This window comes from Levilactobacillus hammesii DSM 16381 (assembly GCF_001434395.1).
Taxonomy (GTDB): Bacteria; Bacillota; Bacilli; order Lactobacillales; family Lactobacillaceae; genus Levilactobacillus; species Levilactobacillus hammesii.
Window position 1 is genome coordinate 20,167 of the sequence record NZ_AZFS01000023.1, and the last position, 15,213, is coordinate 35,379.

15 protein-coding genes are annotated in these 15,213 nt (G+C 51.3%); 9 read left to right on the forward strand and 6 right to left on the reverse strand.

Translation table 11 applies throughout. From position 1 onward, the window contains the following. Nucleotides 1-247 precede the first annotated feature (247 nt). Both FD28_RS01930 and FD28_RS01935 read right to left on the reverse strand, forming a co-directional pair. Nucleotides 248-2,353, reverse strand: coding sequence for a DUF262 domain-containing protein (locus tag FD28_RS01930; protein ID WP_057732055.1), 2,106 nt, complete (start codon nt 2,351-2,353; stop codon nt 248-250). Nucleotides 2,354-2,580: 227 nt separating this feature from the next. Then, on the reverse strand, nt 2,581-3,168 hold the full coding sequence (locus FD28_RS01935; RefSeq protein WP_057732057.1) for a hypothetical protein: 588 nt from the start codon (nt 3,166-3,168) through the stop codon (nt 2,581-2,583). 284 nt (nt 3,169-3,452) lie between these two features. Here FD28_RS01935 and FD28_RS01940 point away from each other — a divergent pair, with 284 nt between their 5' ends. Both FD28_RS01940 and FD28_RS01945 read left to right on the forward strand, forming a co-directional pair. Beyond that, a complete protein-coding gene (locus FD28_RS01940) occupies nt 3,453-4,187 on the forward strand; it encodes a MerR family transcriptional regulator (protein ID WP_057732059.1) in 735 nt (244 codons plus the stop codon). Then, entirely contained in the window at nt 4,184-4,804 is a 621-nt protein-coding gene (locus FD28_RS01945) for a GNAT family N-acetyltransferase (protein ID WP_057732062.1), read from the forward strand. Before FD28_RS01940 ends, FD28_RS01945 begins: the two co-directional genes overlap by 4 nt. 30 nt (nt 4,805-4,834) lie before the next feature. On the opposite strand, the gene FD28_RS01950 is transcribed toward FD28_RS01945, so the two are convergent. Next, on the reverse strand, nt 4,835-5,848 hold the full coding sequence (locus FD28_RS01950) for an NADP-dependent oxidoreductase (RefSeq protein WP_057732064.1): 1,014 nt from the start codon (nt 5,846-5,848) through the stop codon (nt 4,835-4,837). 173 nt (nt 5,849-6,021) lie between these two features. On the opposite strand from FD28_RS01950, the gene FD28_RS01955 reads away from it, so the two are divergent. From FD28_RS01955 to FD28_RS01970, 4 genes are all read left to right on the forward strand, one after another. Further along, nucleotides 6,022-6,357, forward strand: coding sequence for an ArsR/SmtB family transcription factor (locus tag FD28_RS01955; RefSeq protein WP_057732066.1), 336 nt, complete (start codon nt 6,022-6,024; stop codon nt 6,355-6,357). Next, on the forward strand, nt 6,342-7,034 hold the full coding sequence (locus FD28_RS01960; protein WP_235806828.1) for a type 1 glutamine amidotransferase domain-containing protein: 693 nt from the start codon (nt 6,342-6,344) through the stop codon (nt 7,032-7,034). Before FD28_RS01955 ends, FD28_RS01960 begins: the two co-directional genes overlap by 16 nt. Before the next feature lie 95 nt (nt 7,035-7,129). Next, complete coding sequence (locus FD28_RS01965) at nt 7,130-7,729, forward strand: NADPH-dependent F420 reductase (protein ID WP_057732068.1); 600 nt, start codon at nt 7,130-7,132, stop codon at nt 7,727-7,729. Between the two features lie 59 nt (nt 7,730-7,788). Continuing rightward, the gene (locus FD28_RS01970; protein ID WP_057732070.1) at nt 7,789-8,262 is read left to right on the forward strand and encodes a GNAT family N-acetyltransferase; all 474 of its coding nucleotides are present in this window, start codon (nt 7,789-7,791) and stop codon (nt 8,260-8,262) included. Nucleotides 8,263-8,306: 44 nt separating this feature from the next. Here the strand turns inward: FD28_RS01970 and FD28_RS01975 are convergent, their stop codons facing one another. Next, complete coding sequence (locus tag FD28_RS01975) at nt 8,307-8,756, reverse strand: GNAT family N-acetyltransferase (protein WP_057732072.1); 450 nt, start codon at nt 8,754-8,756, stop codon at nt 8,307-8,309. 152 nt (nt 8,757-8,908) lie between these two features. Here FD28_RS01975 and FD28_RS01980 point away from each other — a divergent pair, with 152 nt between their 5' ends. Then, on the forward strand, nt 8,909-10,000 hold the full coding sequence (locus FD28_RS01980) for a glycosyltransferase (protein WP_057732074.1): 1,092 nt from the start codon (nt 8,909-8,911) through the stop codon (nt 9,998-10,000). 510 nt (nt 10,001-10,510) lie between these two features. On the opposite strand, the gene FD28_RS01990 is transcribed toward FD28_RS01980, so the two are convergent. Continuing rightward, on the reverse strand, nt 10,511-11,866 hold the full coding sequence (locus tag FD28_RS01990) for an FAD-dependent oxidoreductase (protein ID WP_057732078.1): 1,356 nt from the start codon (nt 11,864-11,866) through the stop codon (nt 10,511-10,513). A gap of 96 nt (nt 11,867-11,962) precedes the next feature. Here FD28_RS01990 and FD28_RS01995 point away from each other — a divergent pair, with 96 nt between their 5' ends. After that, nucleotides 11,963-12,655, forward strand: coding sequence for an EAL domain-containing protein (locus tag FD28_RS01995; RefSeq protein WP_083478085.1), 693 nt, complete (start codon nt 11,963-11,965; stop codon nt 12,653-12,655). Nucleotides 12,656-12,907: 252 nt separating this feature from the next. Here the strand turns inward: FD28_RS01995 and FD28_RS02000 are convergent, their stop codons facing one another. Beyond that, nucleotides 12,908-13,477 (reverse strand): TetR/AcrR family transcriptional regulator, encoded by a 570-nt coding sequence (locus FD28_RS02000; protein ID WP_057732080.1) that lies wholly within the window; start codon nt 13,475-13,477, stop codon nt 12,908-12,910. Between the two features lie 115 nt (nt 13,478-13,592). Between FD28_RS02000 and FD28_RS02005 the strand changes: the two genes are divergently transcribed. Continuing rightward, nucleotides 13,593-14,633, forward strand: a complete 1,041-nt coding sequence (locus FD28_RS02005; protein WP_057732089.1) for an SDR family oxidoreductase — start codon at nt 13,593-13,595, stop codon at nt 14,631-14,633. Nucleotides 14,634-15,213: the final 580 nt, after the last annotated feature.

A 15,213-nucleotide genomic window follows, 5' to 3' on the forward strand; every position in this document is an offset into this window, starting at 1 on the left:
ATTGTTATTATAGCAGTTACAGGACGGCTTGCTTGAAAAATCGGGAAAACTTCCGGTGGTTGAGGCGAAAAAATAAGATATACGGGTGGATTAGCCGGCGATATATCTTATCTTTTTTTGGGGGGAGGTGCTGGCTTGTGGCGGTGAATAGTCACGAATGAGGGCACCTTTGAACCGAGCGTGCTAGGATGTTTCATGTGAAACAACGCAGGCCATTTTAAATCAGCGCTTCATTTTCTGTGGCCAATTAGTGTGAGGCAACTGGCTCCGATTGCGCCAGTCTGACGGTAATACTGCTGAGTGAATCATCGCTTGCGTTGAGTAGTCGCTGCAAGTATTTTTTGCGTTCTGAGGCCGAAGAGTTGCCATTAAAGATGCTAATGGTCTGCTCATCACTAACTGCTGATAGCTTGCGATAGTCAGACGTGTCAACTTCTGAAGCATACTTGATTAGCCACTCATGGTCGTCATTGGCCATTTGAAAGAAGGCGGCGGGATTGTTTAACCATAGTTGATTGGCGAGCGCATTGTATAGTTCTTTCCAACTCTTAACGGGTTGGCTGGGCTGCTGGTGGAATTTAAACGAGATGGGTTTTCGGCCCTTGGGATCAATATCTTCTAAACTCGTCCAGTCGGTACTTTCGATACTCAGATCGGAGACATCGGGCACGGGCCAAACGGCTAAGATACGTTGGTACAAATCGGCTTGACGGGACTTAAGGCTATCGGTGTCCCATTTCGTCAGTCTGGCCAGTTCCTGGTTAAGTCGAATACCAGAGTCGTGGTAGCCATCCGGGGCATCGCGTTTTTCCGCGAAGGTGTGATTACTCATTTGGGAGTTGAAGCCAGTCAGTGTTAAATTAGCCAACCGGTTAAGCCACGTCAACTGAATATCATGCCAGTCAGGGCCGAGTTCTTTCTTCCAGGCCGTGCTGAGAGTTTGCGGCATGATGTGTTCGATGGAATAACTGCCATTCTCAGATTTGGTAAATAGATCTTGGGACTCACCATGAACGTTATTCAGTTCGTTCAGGATAAACCAGAAGGACTCGGTACGAATGTGGTAATAGTCCTTGGTGTTCAAGGCTTGCAAAACTTCAGCGTTGGTCGGGAAGATTTTGTTTTCCTTGACGGCGTGAGTTAAGACGGCCTTTAGAGCGACGTCATAGGCCACGGATTGATTGTGACTTAAACGCATGACTTGTCGGTCGAGTGAGGCGAAGAAATTGTTAAGCCCGGTACTGGGAATACCCACGAATAAGCGACGAGCCAGATATGAGAGAAGGGTTGCGAGCACTTCATTTAAGGACGCCGCCGTAAGCTCTTCTTTTTGCTCGTGATTAAACACTTGAAGGAGATAGGGCATCATCACATCCATTTTTAAATGTGACAACCGGATTAGAAGTTGCTGGGTCTGGGGATCGTCAAAATTATAATTGTAGGGGAACTGAATCTGGGCGTAAGTCTGCGCAATATCTTTTTCATGCTTGAGTTCGGTGTAACGGTCGAAGTTCGGTTGTAACCCGATGTACTGGCGATAATCAATGTAGATCTTCCCCTTCTTGACGGGCTTTGAAGAGCGCGCCAGTGAGGTGAGGTAGTGTCGGTAGAAATTAGGCACATTTTCGGGGTGAACGATCTTCTCAATCGCTTGCCACGTTTCGAAAGCCTTAGCCTGTTCCTCATTTGAGAGGCTCATCAGGAGGTAGTTACGGATTTTATCGGCTTCCGTCAGACTCAAGCCGGTTGAATTCAAACTTTCAAAAATGAGCTGGGCATCGTCCCCTGGTTGAACGGTAATCACCATCGTTTGTAGCTGCGATTGCAGTAGCGCAAACCAGTCACTGGCAGAAGTGTCACTCGTGCTGAGCATCGTCTTAAAATAGTGATAGTTGGCCTGGAACAATGAAGGCTGGGCGTCGTCCCCGTGAAGCAAGACGTCTATGTACTGCGCGGCATCCCCTTTGACGGGATTCAACCGGTTATGGTGGAGCGAGGTGTGATCGTAGCGATCAATAAGGAATCTATCGTTAATCATCTGACTCGTTTCGGGATCGGTGGCGGTCATCGCGTCACGTAAAGCGATGAGGAACAACGAAATCGTGGTCAGGCGCTGTTGGCCATCGATGACGGAGACCTCTGAAATGTTGGCTTGAGTGGTATCGAGAATTAAGCTCCCAATAAAATACTGTTTGAGTTGTTGGTCATGAGCCATGACCATGTCGTCTACGAGTCGCTGAATCTGTTCAATTCCCCAACTGTAGCGGCGTTGATAGATGGGAATGTTAATCTTTTTGGTATTCTGGATGACTTCCGGAACAATAAACTGTGGGTTACCTTGCAATTTGGCCATCTCCTTATAGGTCTTATTTTAAGAGTTGGATTGGAATTAAGAGTTAGGGATAAATGGTGTCTAGCAAGCGGGTTGAAGAAAAATTGGCGGCATAATGAGGGATTCATACGTCGCTTTCTAGGGGCCACGCAAGGTTGTCTGAGTGAGACCGATCTCTGATTTTTAGTGTGGGTAGCCGCGGTGTTTGGCGTGAGAAGTAGTCAGTTTTAATGAGTACTAAGGCCAGTTTACGGCGTCTTAATGTACCAAGTTCCCTGACTTTTGAGCATTTTCCAAGACACAATGGCATGCTTGCCGCGTAACGGCTGCGTATTGAATCGGTGGCTCGCGGTTGTTCGCCAAGTGTACAAGTGATCATTCACCCTAATCCCGCCAATTACGGGAGCATGGACCCAATAATGATCGGTGATGTATTTTGTCTGGCCATTTTTAGACCGGGTGATGGAATAGCGATTCCACTGTGATTTACCGACGTGTTCCAACATGAACTGAGACGGCTTGGGCTGTCTCGTGACTAACTTAACGGCCTTTTTCGAAAGTCGATGCCGGGCTTTATCTTGTTTGAGCGTCAAACGTTGACTGTTCCACAAGTGCGTGTCGGCATACTTGCTGGTAAAGTGCATCGTGACGACCTTGCCATGATTAAATTTCCCCATATGGTCATGATCGATAAACCAATTACCTTTAATTGAAACCGGCACCTTACTGAGCTTATGAGCGGCTTGTGTCTGCAACGCTGATCCTGTTAGCAAGGCAGCGCCCATTGAAGCGACCATTAATAACCCACAAACAACCGCTTCAATCTGTCGTAACATGGTGGATTCCCCTTTCATAAAATTAATTATTACCGTTAACTATATTACTTTGATTAGCAGTATCTACTTTTATCAACCAGATGTCAATCAAAGTAAATCATAATAAATTAAATATAAACCCGTTAAAAAGGAGACCTGAATATAACTTAAAAACTGGATTTTTCAGAAACTCAAAAGTTCTGAAAAATTCAGTTTTTTTGTCGTTTTTAACATTTCCGCTTGACCGTGTGGTTACCACACGGTTTATGATGAACACATCACTTAAACATTAGGGGGATCTGAAAATGGCAGAATTTACCAGTGGCCAATTGGCCGACTTGGGTGGCGTTAAGAAAAGCACGTTGCGCCATTATCTGGATATCGGACTGGTGGTGCCCACCCGAACCACCGCAGCTGGCTATCAGCTCTTCGACCAGCACCAACTGTACCAGCTTTATTACATTCGCTTTTTACGGCAACTGGGCTATGCGTTGCCCAAGATTCATGAATTATTGGCGCAGACAGACGTGACCGCCGAACTGCAGAATTTGCAGACACGGGTGACCCAACAGATTCAACAGTTGCAAGCGACGCAGCAGACGATTACGGAGTTACTGGATCTCCAGCAAAAGGCGCCGCTGAACACCCTCCTCTTCCAGGAACGTCCCGAACGTCACTTTCGGAGATTATCGCCCGAGGCCGTCGATCAACTGGAAATCCGGAATGCCCAATCCCTGGGAGAACGGGGACAGTTACACCAGCTCGATCCCGTCATTTACTTTAAAGCACCGGGACAAGCCGTCATGACCGGTCAACAGACAGAACGGGCGGGGGATTGGACGTTGCCAGCCGGAACGTACGCGGTCAAACAGATAGCGGTCGCAGACGCCGATGATATTTCACAGGCCGTAACGGTCTTCTTACAGGATCCGCTGTTACAGCTGGCCCAGCAACCGGACCTGCTGATTTACGAAAACCTGGGCTTGTCGCTAGTTTACAGCCAGGAAGTAATCTATACCCTGGAGGTGCGGTTGCGATGACGATCATGTGGGCGTCTCGGGTACACCGGCTGGATGCGGTCGCACTGGGCCAGTTATTTCAGCAGGGGTTTCATGGAAAATTTATGAAGTTCGGCTTCACAGCGACCACCGCTCAGGCAGGAAGTCGCTTGATCGGGGAATATCTCCAACAGTTTTGTCGGCAGAATCTCGTAGTTTCTATTCAAGGAGGACATCTCAATGGCTGCTTATTACTCAATGATGGGAAAAAAGCTCTCGGTTACCATACTTTCTTGCATCGTCTGGGGCAGACTCTGCCTTGGCGCGATCGTCTTAGGTTGTTACTATTTCTGGGGTTGCTAGATCAACCAGTGCCCGCAGACAGCATTTACATTGATTTTGTGGCGGTGGCGCCAGCACAACGTGGGCACGGCATTGGGACGGCGCTGTTACGCTTTTGTCAGCGGCGATGTACGCGACTTTCGCTCAGCGTGGTCACGGCCAACCGCACGGCGTATCAGCTTTACCAGAAATTGGGATTTTGTGAGGCGCGAACGCAGCAAAGTCAGCTCACGCAGTGGTGGTTTGGCTTTACGGAATGGTCGGAAATGCAGTGGTCAGTAGCGCCTCAATTTAAAACGCCTACCATCCAGGTCTAACTGGTGTGGCGGGCGTTTTTGATTTGGCGATTATTCCCCAATATTAAGAATGATTTTGCCGCGTGCATGGCCGCCACGGGCGTGTGCCAGGGCTTGATCCACCTGGCTCAGCGGGAAGGTGCGATCAATGGTGGGATGCCAGGCGTCTTGTTCAATCAAATCCGTGAGTACTTGCAACTGTCGGCCACTGGGGGTCATGAAGAGGAAGTGGTAGCGCGTCTTGGTCTGCCGGGCCAGTCGCGTGAGTTTGTGGGCGGCCAGAGCAAAGAGCGCACGCTTCCAGTGCGGTAAGCCGTAATCCTTGGCAAATTTGGCGGTCGGCAGTCCAGAAACGCTGACAACCGTGCCGCCGGGCTTAACCACTCGGAAGGCCTGTTCCAGTGTCGTACCGCCGCGCGTGTCAAAGACCGCATCGTAGTCGGTTAGCGTTTCGGCGAAGTCTTCCGTATGGTAGTCAATCGCGCGGTCGGCTCCCAGGCAGGTGACGAGCTCAAAGTTCTTGCGGCTGGCCGTGGTGGCGACGTAGGCCCCCATTCGTTTGGCGAGGGGGATGGCAATGGTCCCAATGCCGCCAGCGCCACCCTGGATCAAAACTTTTTGGCCGGGAGTCAGGTGCATGAGGTCGTGTAGGGCCTGGTAGCTGGTCAGGCCGACGAGGGGGATTGCGGCGGCCTCCTGATAGGTGAGGTGTCGCGGCATCAGGGCAATGTCGGCGGTCGCCACCGCGATATAGTCGGCGAAGGTACCGATGTGATTCTTCTGGGGCCGGCCGTAGACGGCGTCCCCCACCTTAAATTGCGTGACCCGCTTGCCCACCGCAACGACTTCGCCGGCAAAATCACTGCCAATCGTGAGTGGCATCGGGTAGGTTAGGAGTAACTTCAACCCGCCGGCCATGGTTTTAAGATCAATCGGGTTAATGCTGGCCGCCTTGATTTTAACCAGCACCTCGTGATCTCGCGGTGTGGGGATCGGAATGGTCTGAAGGGTAGGGGTCGTTTGGTGATAGTGGGTAATTTGCGCAGCTTGCATGGATGATGTCATGAGTGAAAACTTCTTTCCGTTGAAATTTTTAAACGATTAAGCTGTATGTTAGTGGATTGGTTTAAAAATGTCAACGAATAAATCACGTTGATAAATCCTAGACCATCAGGATTGACAGGCGCGTTTTTATGTGGTTTAATGGTTTAAAATATTGAACGACAGGTGAGGCTATCTTGGCAAATTTAACGAAATTAAAACACGAATTCACACGGTCCAGTGACTTTTTAATCGCTATTGGGGACCAAAAACGGCAGAACATCATCGTGGCGCTGCTCGATGAAAAGGTGATTCATCAAGGCTTACAGGTGACGGATTTGGTGGGGGTGACGGGCTTGTCCCGTCCCGCGATTTCCCATCACTTGAAGATCTTGAAGGACGCTAGGCTCGTGGATTATCGCCGCGAGGGCACGAAGAATTTCTACTACTTGACGCACCAAACGAAAGAAATTGATCAGTTGAAGACGCTTTTGGATCACATCACGGAGGTCATGGCATGCAATCGTCAATGAAGAAAAAGGTTTTAATCGTCCTCACCAACACGACGCGTTACGGGGAAACGAATGATCCCACCGGTTTGTGGTTGGGTGAGGCCACCGAGTTTGCACTAATCCTGCAGCAGGCCGGGGTGCAGGTGGACTACGTGAGTCCACGGGGCGGCTTCGTTCCCTTGGACCCGCGGAGCATGAAGTATACCGATGCGGAGATCATGCAATTTTACGAAACCGCCGATTTTCAGCAACGCGCGTTGACCGCTTCGCTGGCGCCCAATCAGGTTGATCCGGAGGCGTACGCCGCGATCTACTATGCCGGCGGGCACGGTGTCATGTGGGACTTCCCGGATAACCAACCCTTGCAGCAGATTGCGGCTAAAATCTACGCTAACGGTGGTTTCGTCACGTCCGTTTGCCATGGGATTGCGGGTCTGCTGAATATCAAGACGGCCGCGGGGGACTATCTCATCGCCGGCCGTGAAATTACCGGTTTTACCAAGAGCGAAGAGTGGCTGGCGGGAAAGAAAGCCGTGGTGCCGTTCTTTAATCAAGCCGCTGCGGAAAAACGGGGCGCACACTTCAACAAGCGCCGGGCCTACCGCGAGTACGCCATTCAGGATGGGCAATTGATCACGGGCCAGAATCCCTTCTCGGCCAAGGCGGTCGCGCGGCTGTTGATGAAGAACCTGGCGTAACTGAAAAGATCGACAGCTGCCAAGCAAATCGCTTCTCTTCGGCGCCCAACTCTCGTAGACTTAATCCTATAAGCTTCAGCGAAAGGGTGGTTTAGATGGAAATTGGCGTTGTAGGTTCTGGAACGGTGGGCACGATTTTAACGCAGACGTTCAGTCGTGGTGACAATGAAATCTTGCTCAGTCATGCGGGCGGTGCCGCTAGCTTGGCCGAACGGCGGGATGAGTTTGCGGCCAACGTTCAGTTTGGCGAGGTCGCGGCGGCCTTACAACAGCCGCTGGTCATTGTAGCCGTGCCGTTTAGCATTGTCCCCGATGTGTTGCGGCAGGTCGCCGACTATCAACAACGGATCGTGGTGGATGTGACCAATCAGTTTACCGCCGACTTTAAGAAGATCGACACGCGCCCACTGACGGGAAGTGAGGTCGTGGCGGCGGCTGCCAACAATGCGCGCGTGATTAAGGCCTTTAACACCTTACCCCACGAACTTATGACGGGTAAAGTGGACGGTCCCGGTCGACGCGTGCTGTTCTACGCGGGTGACGATCGGGAGGCGAAAAAGACCTTTGCGGCACTGGTTAAGCCGCTCAACTTTCGACCAGTTAATCTGGGGAAGCTGCGGCACGGCGGAAGTGTCATGCAGGTCGGTGGCGGCCTGGGACACACGGCATTTGTCCAACTGGATGAGCATATTTAGGTCGTCTGTTTCAGGCAAAATAAGCGCTCACGATGAGCCGTTTTTGAGGAGGTCCGGTCATGTTAACTTTAGTCAACTATCAAGACAATCGTGAAGATCGGGCGAGAGTCGCCGCGTACCCGCTAGAAGACCCAACCTTCACGGCAACGCCACAACAGGCCCTCGCTATAGCACGGGACGATGATCGGCGGCTACCGCTGATGGTTTTGAACGCGACCGAAATGGTGGGTTTTTTGGTGTTAATTACGGGCGCTGATGTTCAAGAGGTGGGTGCGGATCCTGCGACCGCCGTTCTGATTCGGTCACTGTCAATTGCGGAAACGCAACGAGGACGGGGGTTCGCCGCAATGGCGTTAACCTTGTTACCGGCATTTGTTCGGCAGCGGTATCCGGCAGCAACTGAGCTCACGTTAGCCGTAGATCATGGAAATCTGCCCGCACAAAAGTTATATGCGAAAGTCGGGTACATCGATACCGGGCGTCGTGGCTATGGGACTTACGGCGAACAGATCATTCTCACACAAGCCTTATAAGCTAAAAGAACCAACCGCGTTAAATAACCCGGTTGGCTCTTTTTTTAGGCATTAAGGGACTTATACAAGATCCGGTTCAAACGGCCAAAGCGATCGTTCCGCCGATCGACCAGCTCGTAATCGAGATGTTCATAAAGGCCCACGTGGCGGGTCACGATGTAGAGCCCGTCGATGTCGGCGGCCTGAGCCGCTTTCTCCGCTTCCTGCACGAGTCGCAGGCTGATCCCCTGGCCGCGGTTAGCCGGGTTCACGTAAACCGAGCTGACGAAGGGGGTGTATGGCGTATCGGGCACAATATCTTCGGCCAGCAGGGCGCAGAAGCCGGCCATTTTAGCGTCGTTAGTGGCGTAAATAACGCGTTCCCAGGGCTGCCATGTCGCCGTTTGCATGAGCTTGGCCAGATGCGCGCCAGCGGGCCAATCGATGGCACCGATCTGTGTGGCCGCCGTTGACCATTCGGGACTGTGAGGGGTCAGTAAGTGATAGGTAATCAAGCGAGATGCCTCTTTTCTTGGATTTAAGACCAGTATAAGGCCCGCGACCGACATTGGGTAGGTCAACGACCTTTCTCGCCCGTATGCCCGTTAAATTCGGCGGGGGTGCCCTATAATCGGGCCATTCTAAGCGGAAAAGAGGTGTGATGGTAGTGAAAATTCTAATTGTGATTGAAAATCTCATCATGGGCGGCCTCAAACGGGTGACCACGGTCGTGGGGAACGAGCTGGCCCAACAGGCGGATGTCGCTTATTATTCCTTGGCGCAAACGCCCGCATTTTACCCGTTACAGGCCCCGCTGCTGGTGGCCCCGCATCCGGTAGCGCCGACCGTGACCAATTACTTTGGGGACCGGCCACTCGACGTCTACCAGCCGCAATTACGAGATTTGCTGGCCACGTTGGCCACGGGCCATTACGACTGCGTGGTGTTGCCAGGCGGTCTTTTGGTCAGCTTTGCACCAGCCATTAAGGCTAGTTTCCCCCGAATGAACGTGATTGCCTGGATCCATAACAATTTCAGAACCTATTTCGACCAGTACTACGTGCAAATGCAGCCGGAATTACAGGCAGGACTCACGGCGGCCGACACGGTGGTGGTCCTGACCGACTCGGATCTCGTCAACTATGCGCAGTTTAATCCCCATACGGTTAAGATTTACAATCCGCAGACGCTGAGGGCCGCGGGGCAACGCGCCGATCTGCAGAGTCACACGATTGCCTTTACCGGGCGCATCGACATCCAGCATAAGGGCATTGATTATCTGCTGGAACTGGCCCGGCAATTGCCGCGCGATTGGCAAATTGCTATTGCGGGTCACGGCAAACCGGCCGATATGGCCACCTTTCATTGGCTTCAACGCGAACTCGGCGTGAGCCACCGGATTCTTTATCGCGGGGCGTTGCAGGATCAGGCGCTCCGGCAGCACTATCAGCGGGCCTCCATCTTCGTGATGACATCGCGCTGGGAGGGGATGCCCCTGGTCATGGGAGAGGCTATGGCGTTTGGCCTGCCGGTGGCGGCAATGGAAAATACGGGTTCGGCCGAATATCTCCAACAGGGGCGTCATGGCCTGTTAACGGCGGCTAAGGACGTGGCCGCCCTCAGTCAGGCGGTCAACACCTTGATTGAAAGCCCCGTGCTCCGGCAACAGTACGCCTACCGTTCTCTGGAACGCATCAAGGACTTCCAGATGCCCCGAATCATGGGCCAGTGGCAGGCCATTCTGACGCAGTCGGCGTAGGATATTGATAATGAGAGATTAAAAATATGGCATTGTCTGGTAGGACTCCCTAAGTCGGTCATCAGGCTACTTGCGACCGCGGAAGTGGCGTCCAGATTTGGGTTAAAATCGATTTAAGATCGTTGGTTTTTGGATAGGTTTCACGGGTATGCCTGCTTTAGTCGTGGCATTTTCAAACAATTGCTAAAATAACGGCGTTGGACTATTGTAATTAGCGATCGTTTAAGTAGCCGTGAGTGAGCCAAATTTGGGCCCAGCCATGGGATTTTTCAAGTGGGCTGCTTGAAAAATGGCGACTTTGAGACGATGATTTTTTCGGCTCAAAGCGAGGTCAAAGACCGCTTCCCAGGCTTTGGCCGTCCTGCCCACCGCGTTCCGGCCCAAATTTGGCGAACGGTAAGGCGGCAGCTTGATCAATGTAGCCTTGATTGGCTACCTGTAATAGCAATCAGTTAGGTAACTAAAAAATGCGCCGGTCTCGTGAGAGATCAGCGCATTTTATCATTTCGCTTAGGTTCGTAAGTAGCCTTGCTCCTGGTCAACGGCCTTCTGCGCCGCTAAGTTCAGGTAGTTAAAGGTATCGTTGAAGTTGGGCGAGAACAGCATGTCCAGCATGGCCAGTTGGTCGATCGTCCCACCATTTTGCATGAGGGCCGAGACCGTGTTGGCGGCCTGGGAGACATCGTGTTCGCACATCAACTGGGCGCCTAAAATTTTTCGATTGTTGCGGTCGTAGATGAGGACGACCGTAATGGGATAGGCGTTGGGCATGAAGTCTGGGCGATAGGGGCCGGTGTAGGTGACACTGGCCGCGTTGAGTTGGGCTTCGCGCGTATGGGTCAGCGTGAGCCCGGTACAGGCGATCGTGTGGTCAAAGATCAGCATACCCGTCGTAATTTGCGTACCAATGGTTCGTAGGCGGCGTTCAAAGACGTTGATACCAGCTAGGGCACCCTGGCGAACGGCGTGGGAAACCAGTGGGGCATAGGTGACCGTTTTAATCGGATTGTAGTGACTGACGGCTGAATCTCCGGCCGCGAGAATGTCGGGATTGGAAGATTGCATGTAGTCATCGGTAATAATGGCGCCGTTAGCGGCCATGGCAACCTGTCCCTGTAACAGTTCCGTTTGGGGGATGATGCCCGCGCTAATGGCGGCCATGTCGACCTCAAAGTCACCCGCTTCGGAATTTAAGAGTAAGTGGCCGTCGGGCGTGTCTTGAAAACCCGTTACCCGAGTGTTCGTCAGGACCTGGACGCCTTTTTCCGTTAACAATTTCGCCAATTTTTCCGCAATCACGGGTTCCACGTATTCATTTAAGAGGTGGGACGGTTGCTGGATCAAAATCACTTCGTGGCCGGATTCGATATACCCCTCGGCCAGTTCCACACCGACGTAGCCGCCACCAATGATGGCCACTTTTTGTTTTTGAGCGGTATACTCGCAGATGTTATTGGCCTGATCGTAGGTCTTGCAGAGCAACACCTTGGGATTTTCGATGCCAGGGATTGCGGGGATCGCTGTGATGGACCCCGTTGCCATGATCAGTTTGTCGTAACGTGCGGTGGTTTTTTCTTTGGTCGTGAGGTCTTGAACCAGTAAACTGTGGTCGTGGGCATCGATACGAATGACATCGTGATTGAGTTCGAGGTCGACACCGCGGTTGATGAAGTCGTCGGGCTCCTGGTATTGGGCGTCAGACAGGGATTGAACGGTTCCTTTAATATGTAAATACGTTGCGCAAGATAAATAGGAAATGTACGCCTGGCGTTCGAAAACGGTGATGTCCGCCTCCGGATAGTGTTTGAGGATCTGTTTTACCGCAGCAATGCCAGCGTGCGTGCAGCCAATAACGACGACTTTCATTTCTATTAATCCTTTCTTTGATTAACTTATTTCAGTCTTTTATAGTATACTGATGTTATAGTTAATGCAAACCATCCGTTTAGGGGGGTATTTTTATTGAAAATAATTTATCGGTACTTCGTTCAACCACAGATTGACACGGCCACTAAAACGATATTTGGTTATGAGCTGTTAATGAAACAACTTACCCCTGATGGCTGGCGGTTGCCCGAATCTTTCTCGGCCATTGACCCGCAAATTATTGCGGATTTACTGGTGGATACGACCAAAGTGTTATCACTTAAGGTTCGTTATTGTTCGGTCAATGTGAGTCGGGAACAGCTCATGACGACGTCGATTGCGAACGCCATTATTAAAAGTCAAGAGCAGCTGTATCCGACCAAATTGGTGGTCGAGCTGACGGAAGATGATGGCCCGCAGAAATACACCATGGCCGAGTTGTTACCACAGTTGAAACGGTTCATCGATCAGGGAATGGAACTTTCTCTGGATGACGTGGGCACGGGAGATAATTACTTTAAGGACGTTCAGGAACTATTGCCACTGGCCTCTGAGATCAAGTTCGCCCTGCAAAACTTCAATCGGGACTTCAAGGATCCCCACATTCTGCAAAAACTGCACTTCTGGCATGCCATTAGCGCGGAGTATAATTTGCGACTGGTCCTTGAGGGGATTGAAGATCAAGCCGATAACCGGTTAAGTAAAAAGCTCGGTATTCGACTGAAGCAGGGGTACTACTTTAGTAAACCACAATTGTTGAAGCTACCACAAGATACTTGTCTGAGCTAAATTCATAATGTGTCCCATTGAAATAAATTAAGGTCGCGCCACGCCGCTGTTAGCGATGGACACGACCTTTTTTGATACGTTTTTTTTCGTCTGTGCGGTGAGAAACGGAATGGGGGGATGGTCTAAGCAATGGGCTTTTGAAAGGCAAATGGTGGACCGGGTGTCAGAGGAACGGGCAATTTAGCTTGAACGTGACACTTGTAATGCCTCCGCCAATGCCTAAGGTTACCCCTCCCACAAGAGCCGCCAGCCTTAGTCCTGCGCTTGTTGTTGAAGCGCGGCCATCGTTGCCGTTTGGAAGGTGGCGATCAGGTCGTGGATCTCGGTCAGCGATTCCTGTTGGCCACCGAGTAACCATTCGCGCCAGATGCGGTAGATGCCGGCCGTCATGAACTGGGTCCAGTACTTTTGCTGGGTTGCCGTAGCGCCGGACCAGGTCATGGTAACCGCGTAAAACCGTTGCATATTTTGCTCGAATATTTGCTGGAAGACTGGTTCAAATCCCCGCTCAACGGCCAGTTTCATTGTTGGGGCCAGGGTCATGAAAAAGTCACCCAGGGCCGCGAGCTTTTGGTCTTGCGGAACGTGTGCCAAAATGTCGTCAAATTGGGCGGTCATGATCGGCTCAAAGTGTGCGGTCAAGACATCGGCTAGCGTGGTGAAATTACGGTAGAAGGCCATGCGGCTCACCCCGGCCCGTTTGACGACGGCCGTGACGGTTAGGTCGCTGAGATCCTTGGTTTCTAAGAGTTGTAGCAGGGCGGTTGCCAGGTAATTCTGGGAATCCTGCTTGATGTTTTGTGCGTGCTGGGTGGCTGCCATGACAATTCCTCCATTCTGTCAGAGATGCGTCTGATTTGCTTGAATCTAAGTTGTCACCATTGTATGCTACTTGCACAGACGTTACAAGTGAAACGAAAGCGAGCGTGAATGAATGATGACAAAGAAATTAGTGGTGGTTACCGGTGGCAGTGGCTTTATTGCCGTTCATATTATTTTGCAGTTGTTGCAACAGGGGTTTGCGGTTCGGACCACGGTACGGTCCTTACAGAAGACGGCGTTGATCAAGGAGATGCTCACGAATGGTGGCGTGACGGATTTTAGCGCGTTGAGTTTTGCGGAGGCCGATCTGACGCACGACGCACACTGGGCGGAGGTGTTACGGGGCGCCACTTACGCGATTCACGTGGCTTCGCCGACACCAAATCGGGTATTTAAGGATGAAAACGAGATGATCCAGCCAGCCGTGGAGGGGGTCTTGCGGGTCTTGAAGGCCGCGCGGGATGCCGGAGTCAAGCGGGTCGTCCTGACGTCGGCCTATGGTGCCGTGTTTGCCGGCCATCATCACCGGACCACCCCCTACACCGAGGCGGACTGGTCAGATGTCACGGTCAAGAAGGTTCATGCGTACCAGAAGTCGAAGACGTTAGCGGAACGGGCGGCGTGGCAGTTTATTCGTGAACACGGCAACGGCCTGGAGTTAGCGGCGGTGAACCCAGTTGGGGTGATGGGACCGGTTCTGTCTAGCGACTATTCACACTCCAACGTGCAGGTGCGTCAGTTGTTGGAGGGGCAGATTAAGGCCGTGCCTCATGTGGATTCGGGCTACGTGGACGTGCGGGATGTCGCCAGCCTTCACATTCTGGCGATGACGGCGCCCCAGGCTGCCGGGGAACGTTTCTTGGCGACGACGGGGGAAACACTGTCGATGCTGGACGTGGCCACCATTTTGCGGGAAGCTTTCCCCCAATTTGCGGCCAAACTGCCAACGAAAACTATTCCGAATGTGGTGATTAAGGCGACAGCGTTGGTCAAGCCTGAGTTGAAGATGATTGCGTCAATTGTTGGTGAATACGCCGGAACCAGTAACGAAAAGGCTGTGCGGATGCTGGACTGGCACCCGCGGTCTGCGAAGACGGCCATTGTGGCCACGGCGCAGTCGATGCTGGATCTGGGAATTGTTGCGGATCGTGGCTAGTCGTAAATTGAATAATGAAGACGGACCAATGGGATGGGGGCCGTCTTTTTTTATAAATAAAATTATATTAGAGCATAATAAAAATAATTTACATTTATAATGGTATTTAGTGATGATTGTATGTATACTGTGGGTAGAAAAAGAAGAAATTTGTTTCAAATGGTGACAAGTCATACTAGGAACTTGTTAAATGAGATAGTTGCGTGGCATAAATATACTAGCGGGTATCGTGATTATGGGATTAAAAGCGTGGACGATGACTAGTAAAGTGAATTAACATCTAATCCCGCAAAAGAAATAATAAAGAGTAGATGAGAGAGGATTGTGGAAGAGGGCATTTATTATGATGGGAAGTAGGGTGGGACGGTTTATAATCGCCCTGTTATTTATAACCGTTGTTTTGGGGGTTCAACAAGGTTTCAAGATTACTAGAAATTTGGTGGCTCACGCGGAGACGACTATTCAAGTGAAAAATCCGCCGAGTCCCGCGCCGATTGGCATGCTGGGAATTTATATCAATACAGCTAAAGGTTGAAAGTACGAAAATAGCCCTCAGCCCTTATCACGAAAGGCCTGAGGT

Bases quoted from the DNA above. Each gene is read 5' to 3' on its own strand.
- FD28_RS01960 (WP_235806828.1), top strand. From the start codon at position 6,342: ATGCAATCGTCAATGAAGAAAAAGGTTTTAATCGTCCTCACCAACACG.
- FD28_RS01930 (WP_057732055.1), bottom strand. From the start codon at position 2,353: ATGGCCAAATTGCAAGGTAACCCACAGTTTATTGTTCCGGAAGTCATC.
- FD28_RS01970 (WP_057732070.1), top strand. From the start codon at position 7,789: ATGTTAACTTTAGTCAACTATCAAGACAATCGTGAAGATCGGGCGAGA.
- FD28_RS01990 (WP_057732078.1), bottom strand. From the start codon at position 11,866: ATGAAAGTCGTCGTTATTGGCTGCACGCACGCTGGCATTGCTGCGGTA.
- FD28_RS02000 (WP_057732080.1), bottom strand. From the start codon at position 13,477: ATGGCAGCCACCCAGCACGCACAAAACATCAAGCAGGATTCCCAGAAT.
- FD28_RS02005 (WP_057732089.1), top strand. From the start codon at position 13,593: ATGACAAAGAAATTAGTGGTGGTTACCGGTGGCAGTGGCTTTATTGCC.
- FD28_RS01935 (WP_057732057.1), bottom strand. From the start codon at position 3,168: ATGTTACGACAGATTGAAGCGGTTGTTTGTGGGTTATTAATGGTCGCT.
- FD28_RS01965 (WP_057732068.1), top strand. From the start codon at position 7,130: ATGGAAATTGGCGTTGTAGGTTCTGGAACGGTGGGCACGATTTTAACG.
- FD28_RS01950 (WP_057732064.1), bottom strand. From the start codon at position 5,848: ATGACATCATCCATGCAAGCTGCGCAAATTACCCACTATCACCAAACG.
- FD28_RS01940 (WP_057732059.1), top strand. From the start codon at position 3,453: ATGGCAGAATTTACCAGTGGCCAATTGGCCGACTTGGGTGGCGTTAAG.
- FD28_RS01945 (WP_057732062.1), top strand. From the start codon at position 4,184: ATGACGATCATGTGGGCGTCTCGGGTACACCGGCTGGATGCGGTCGCA.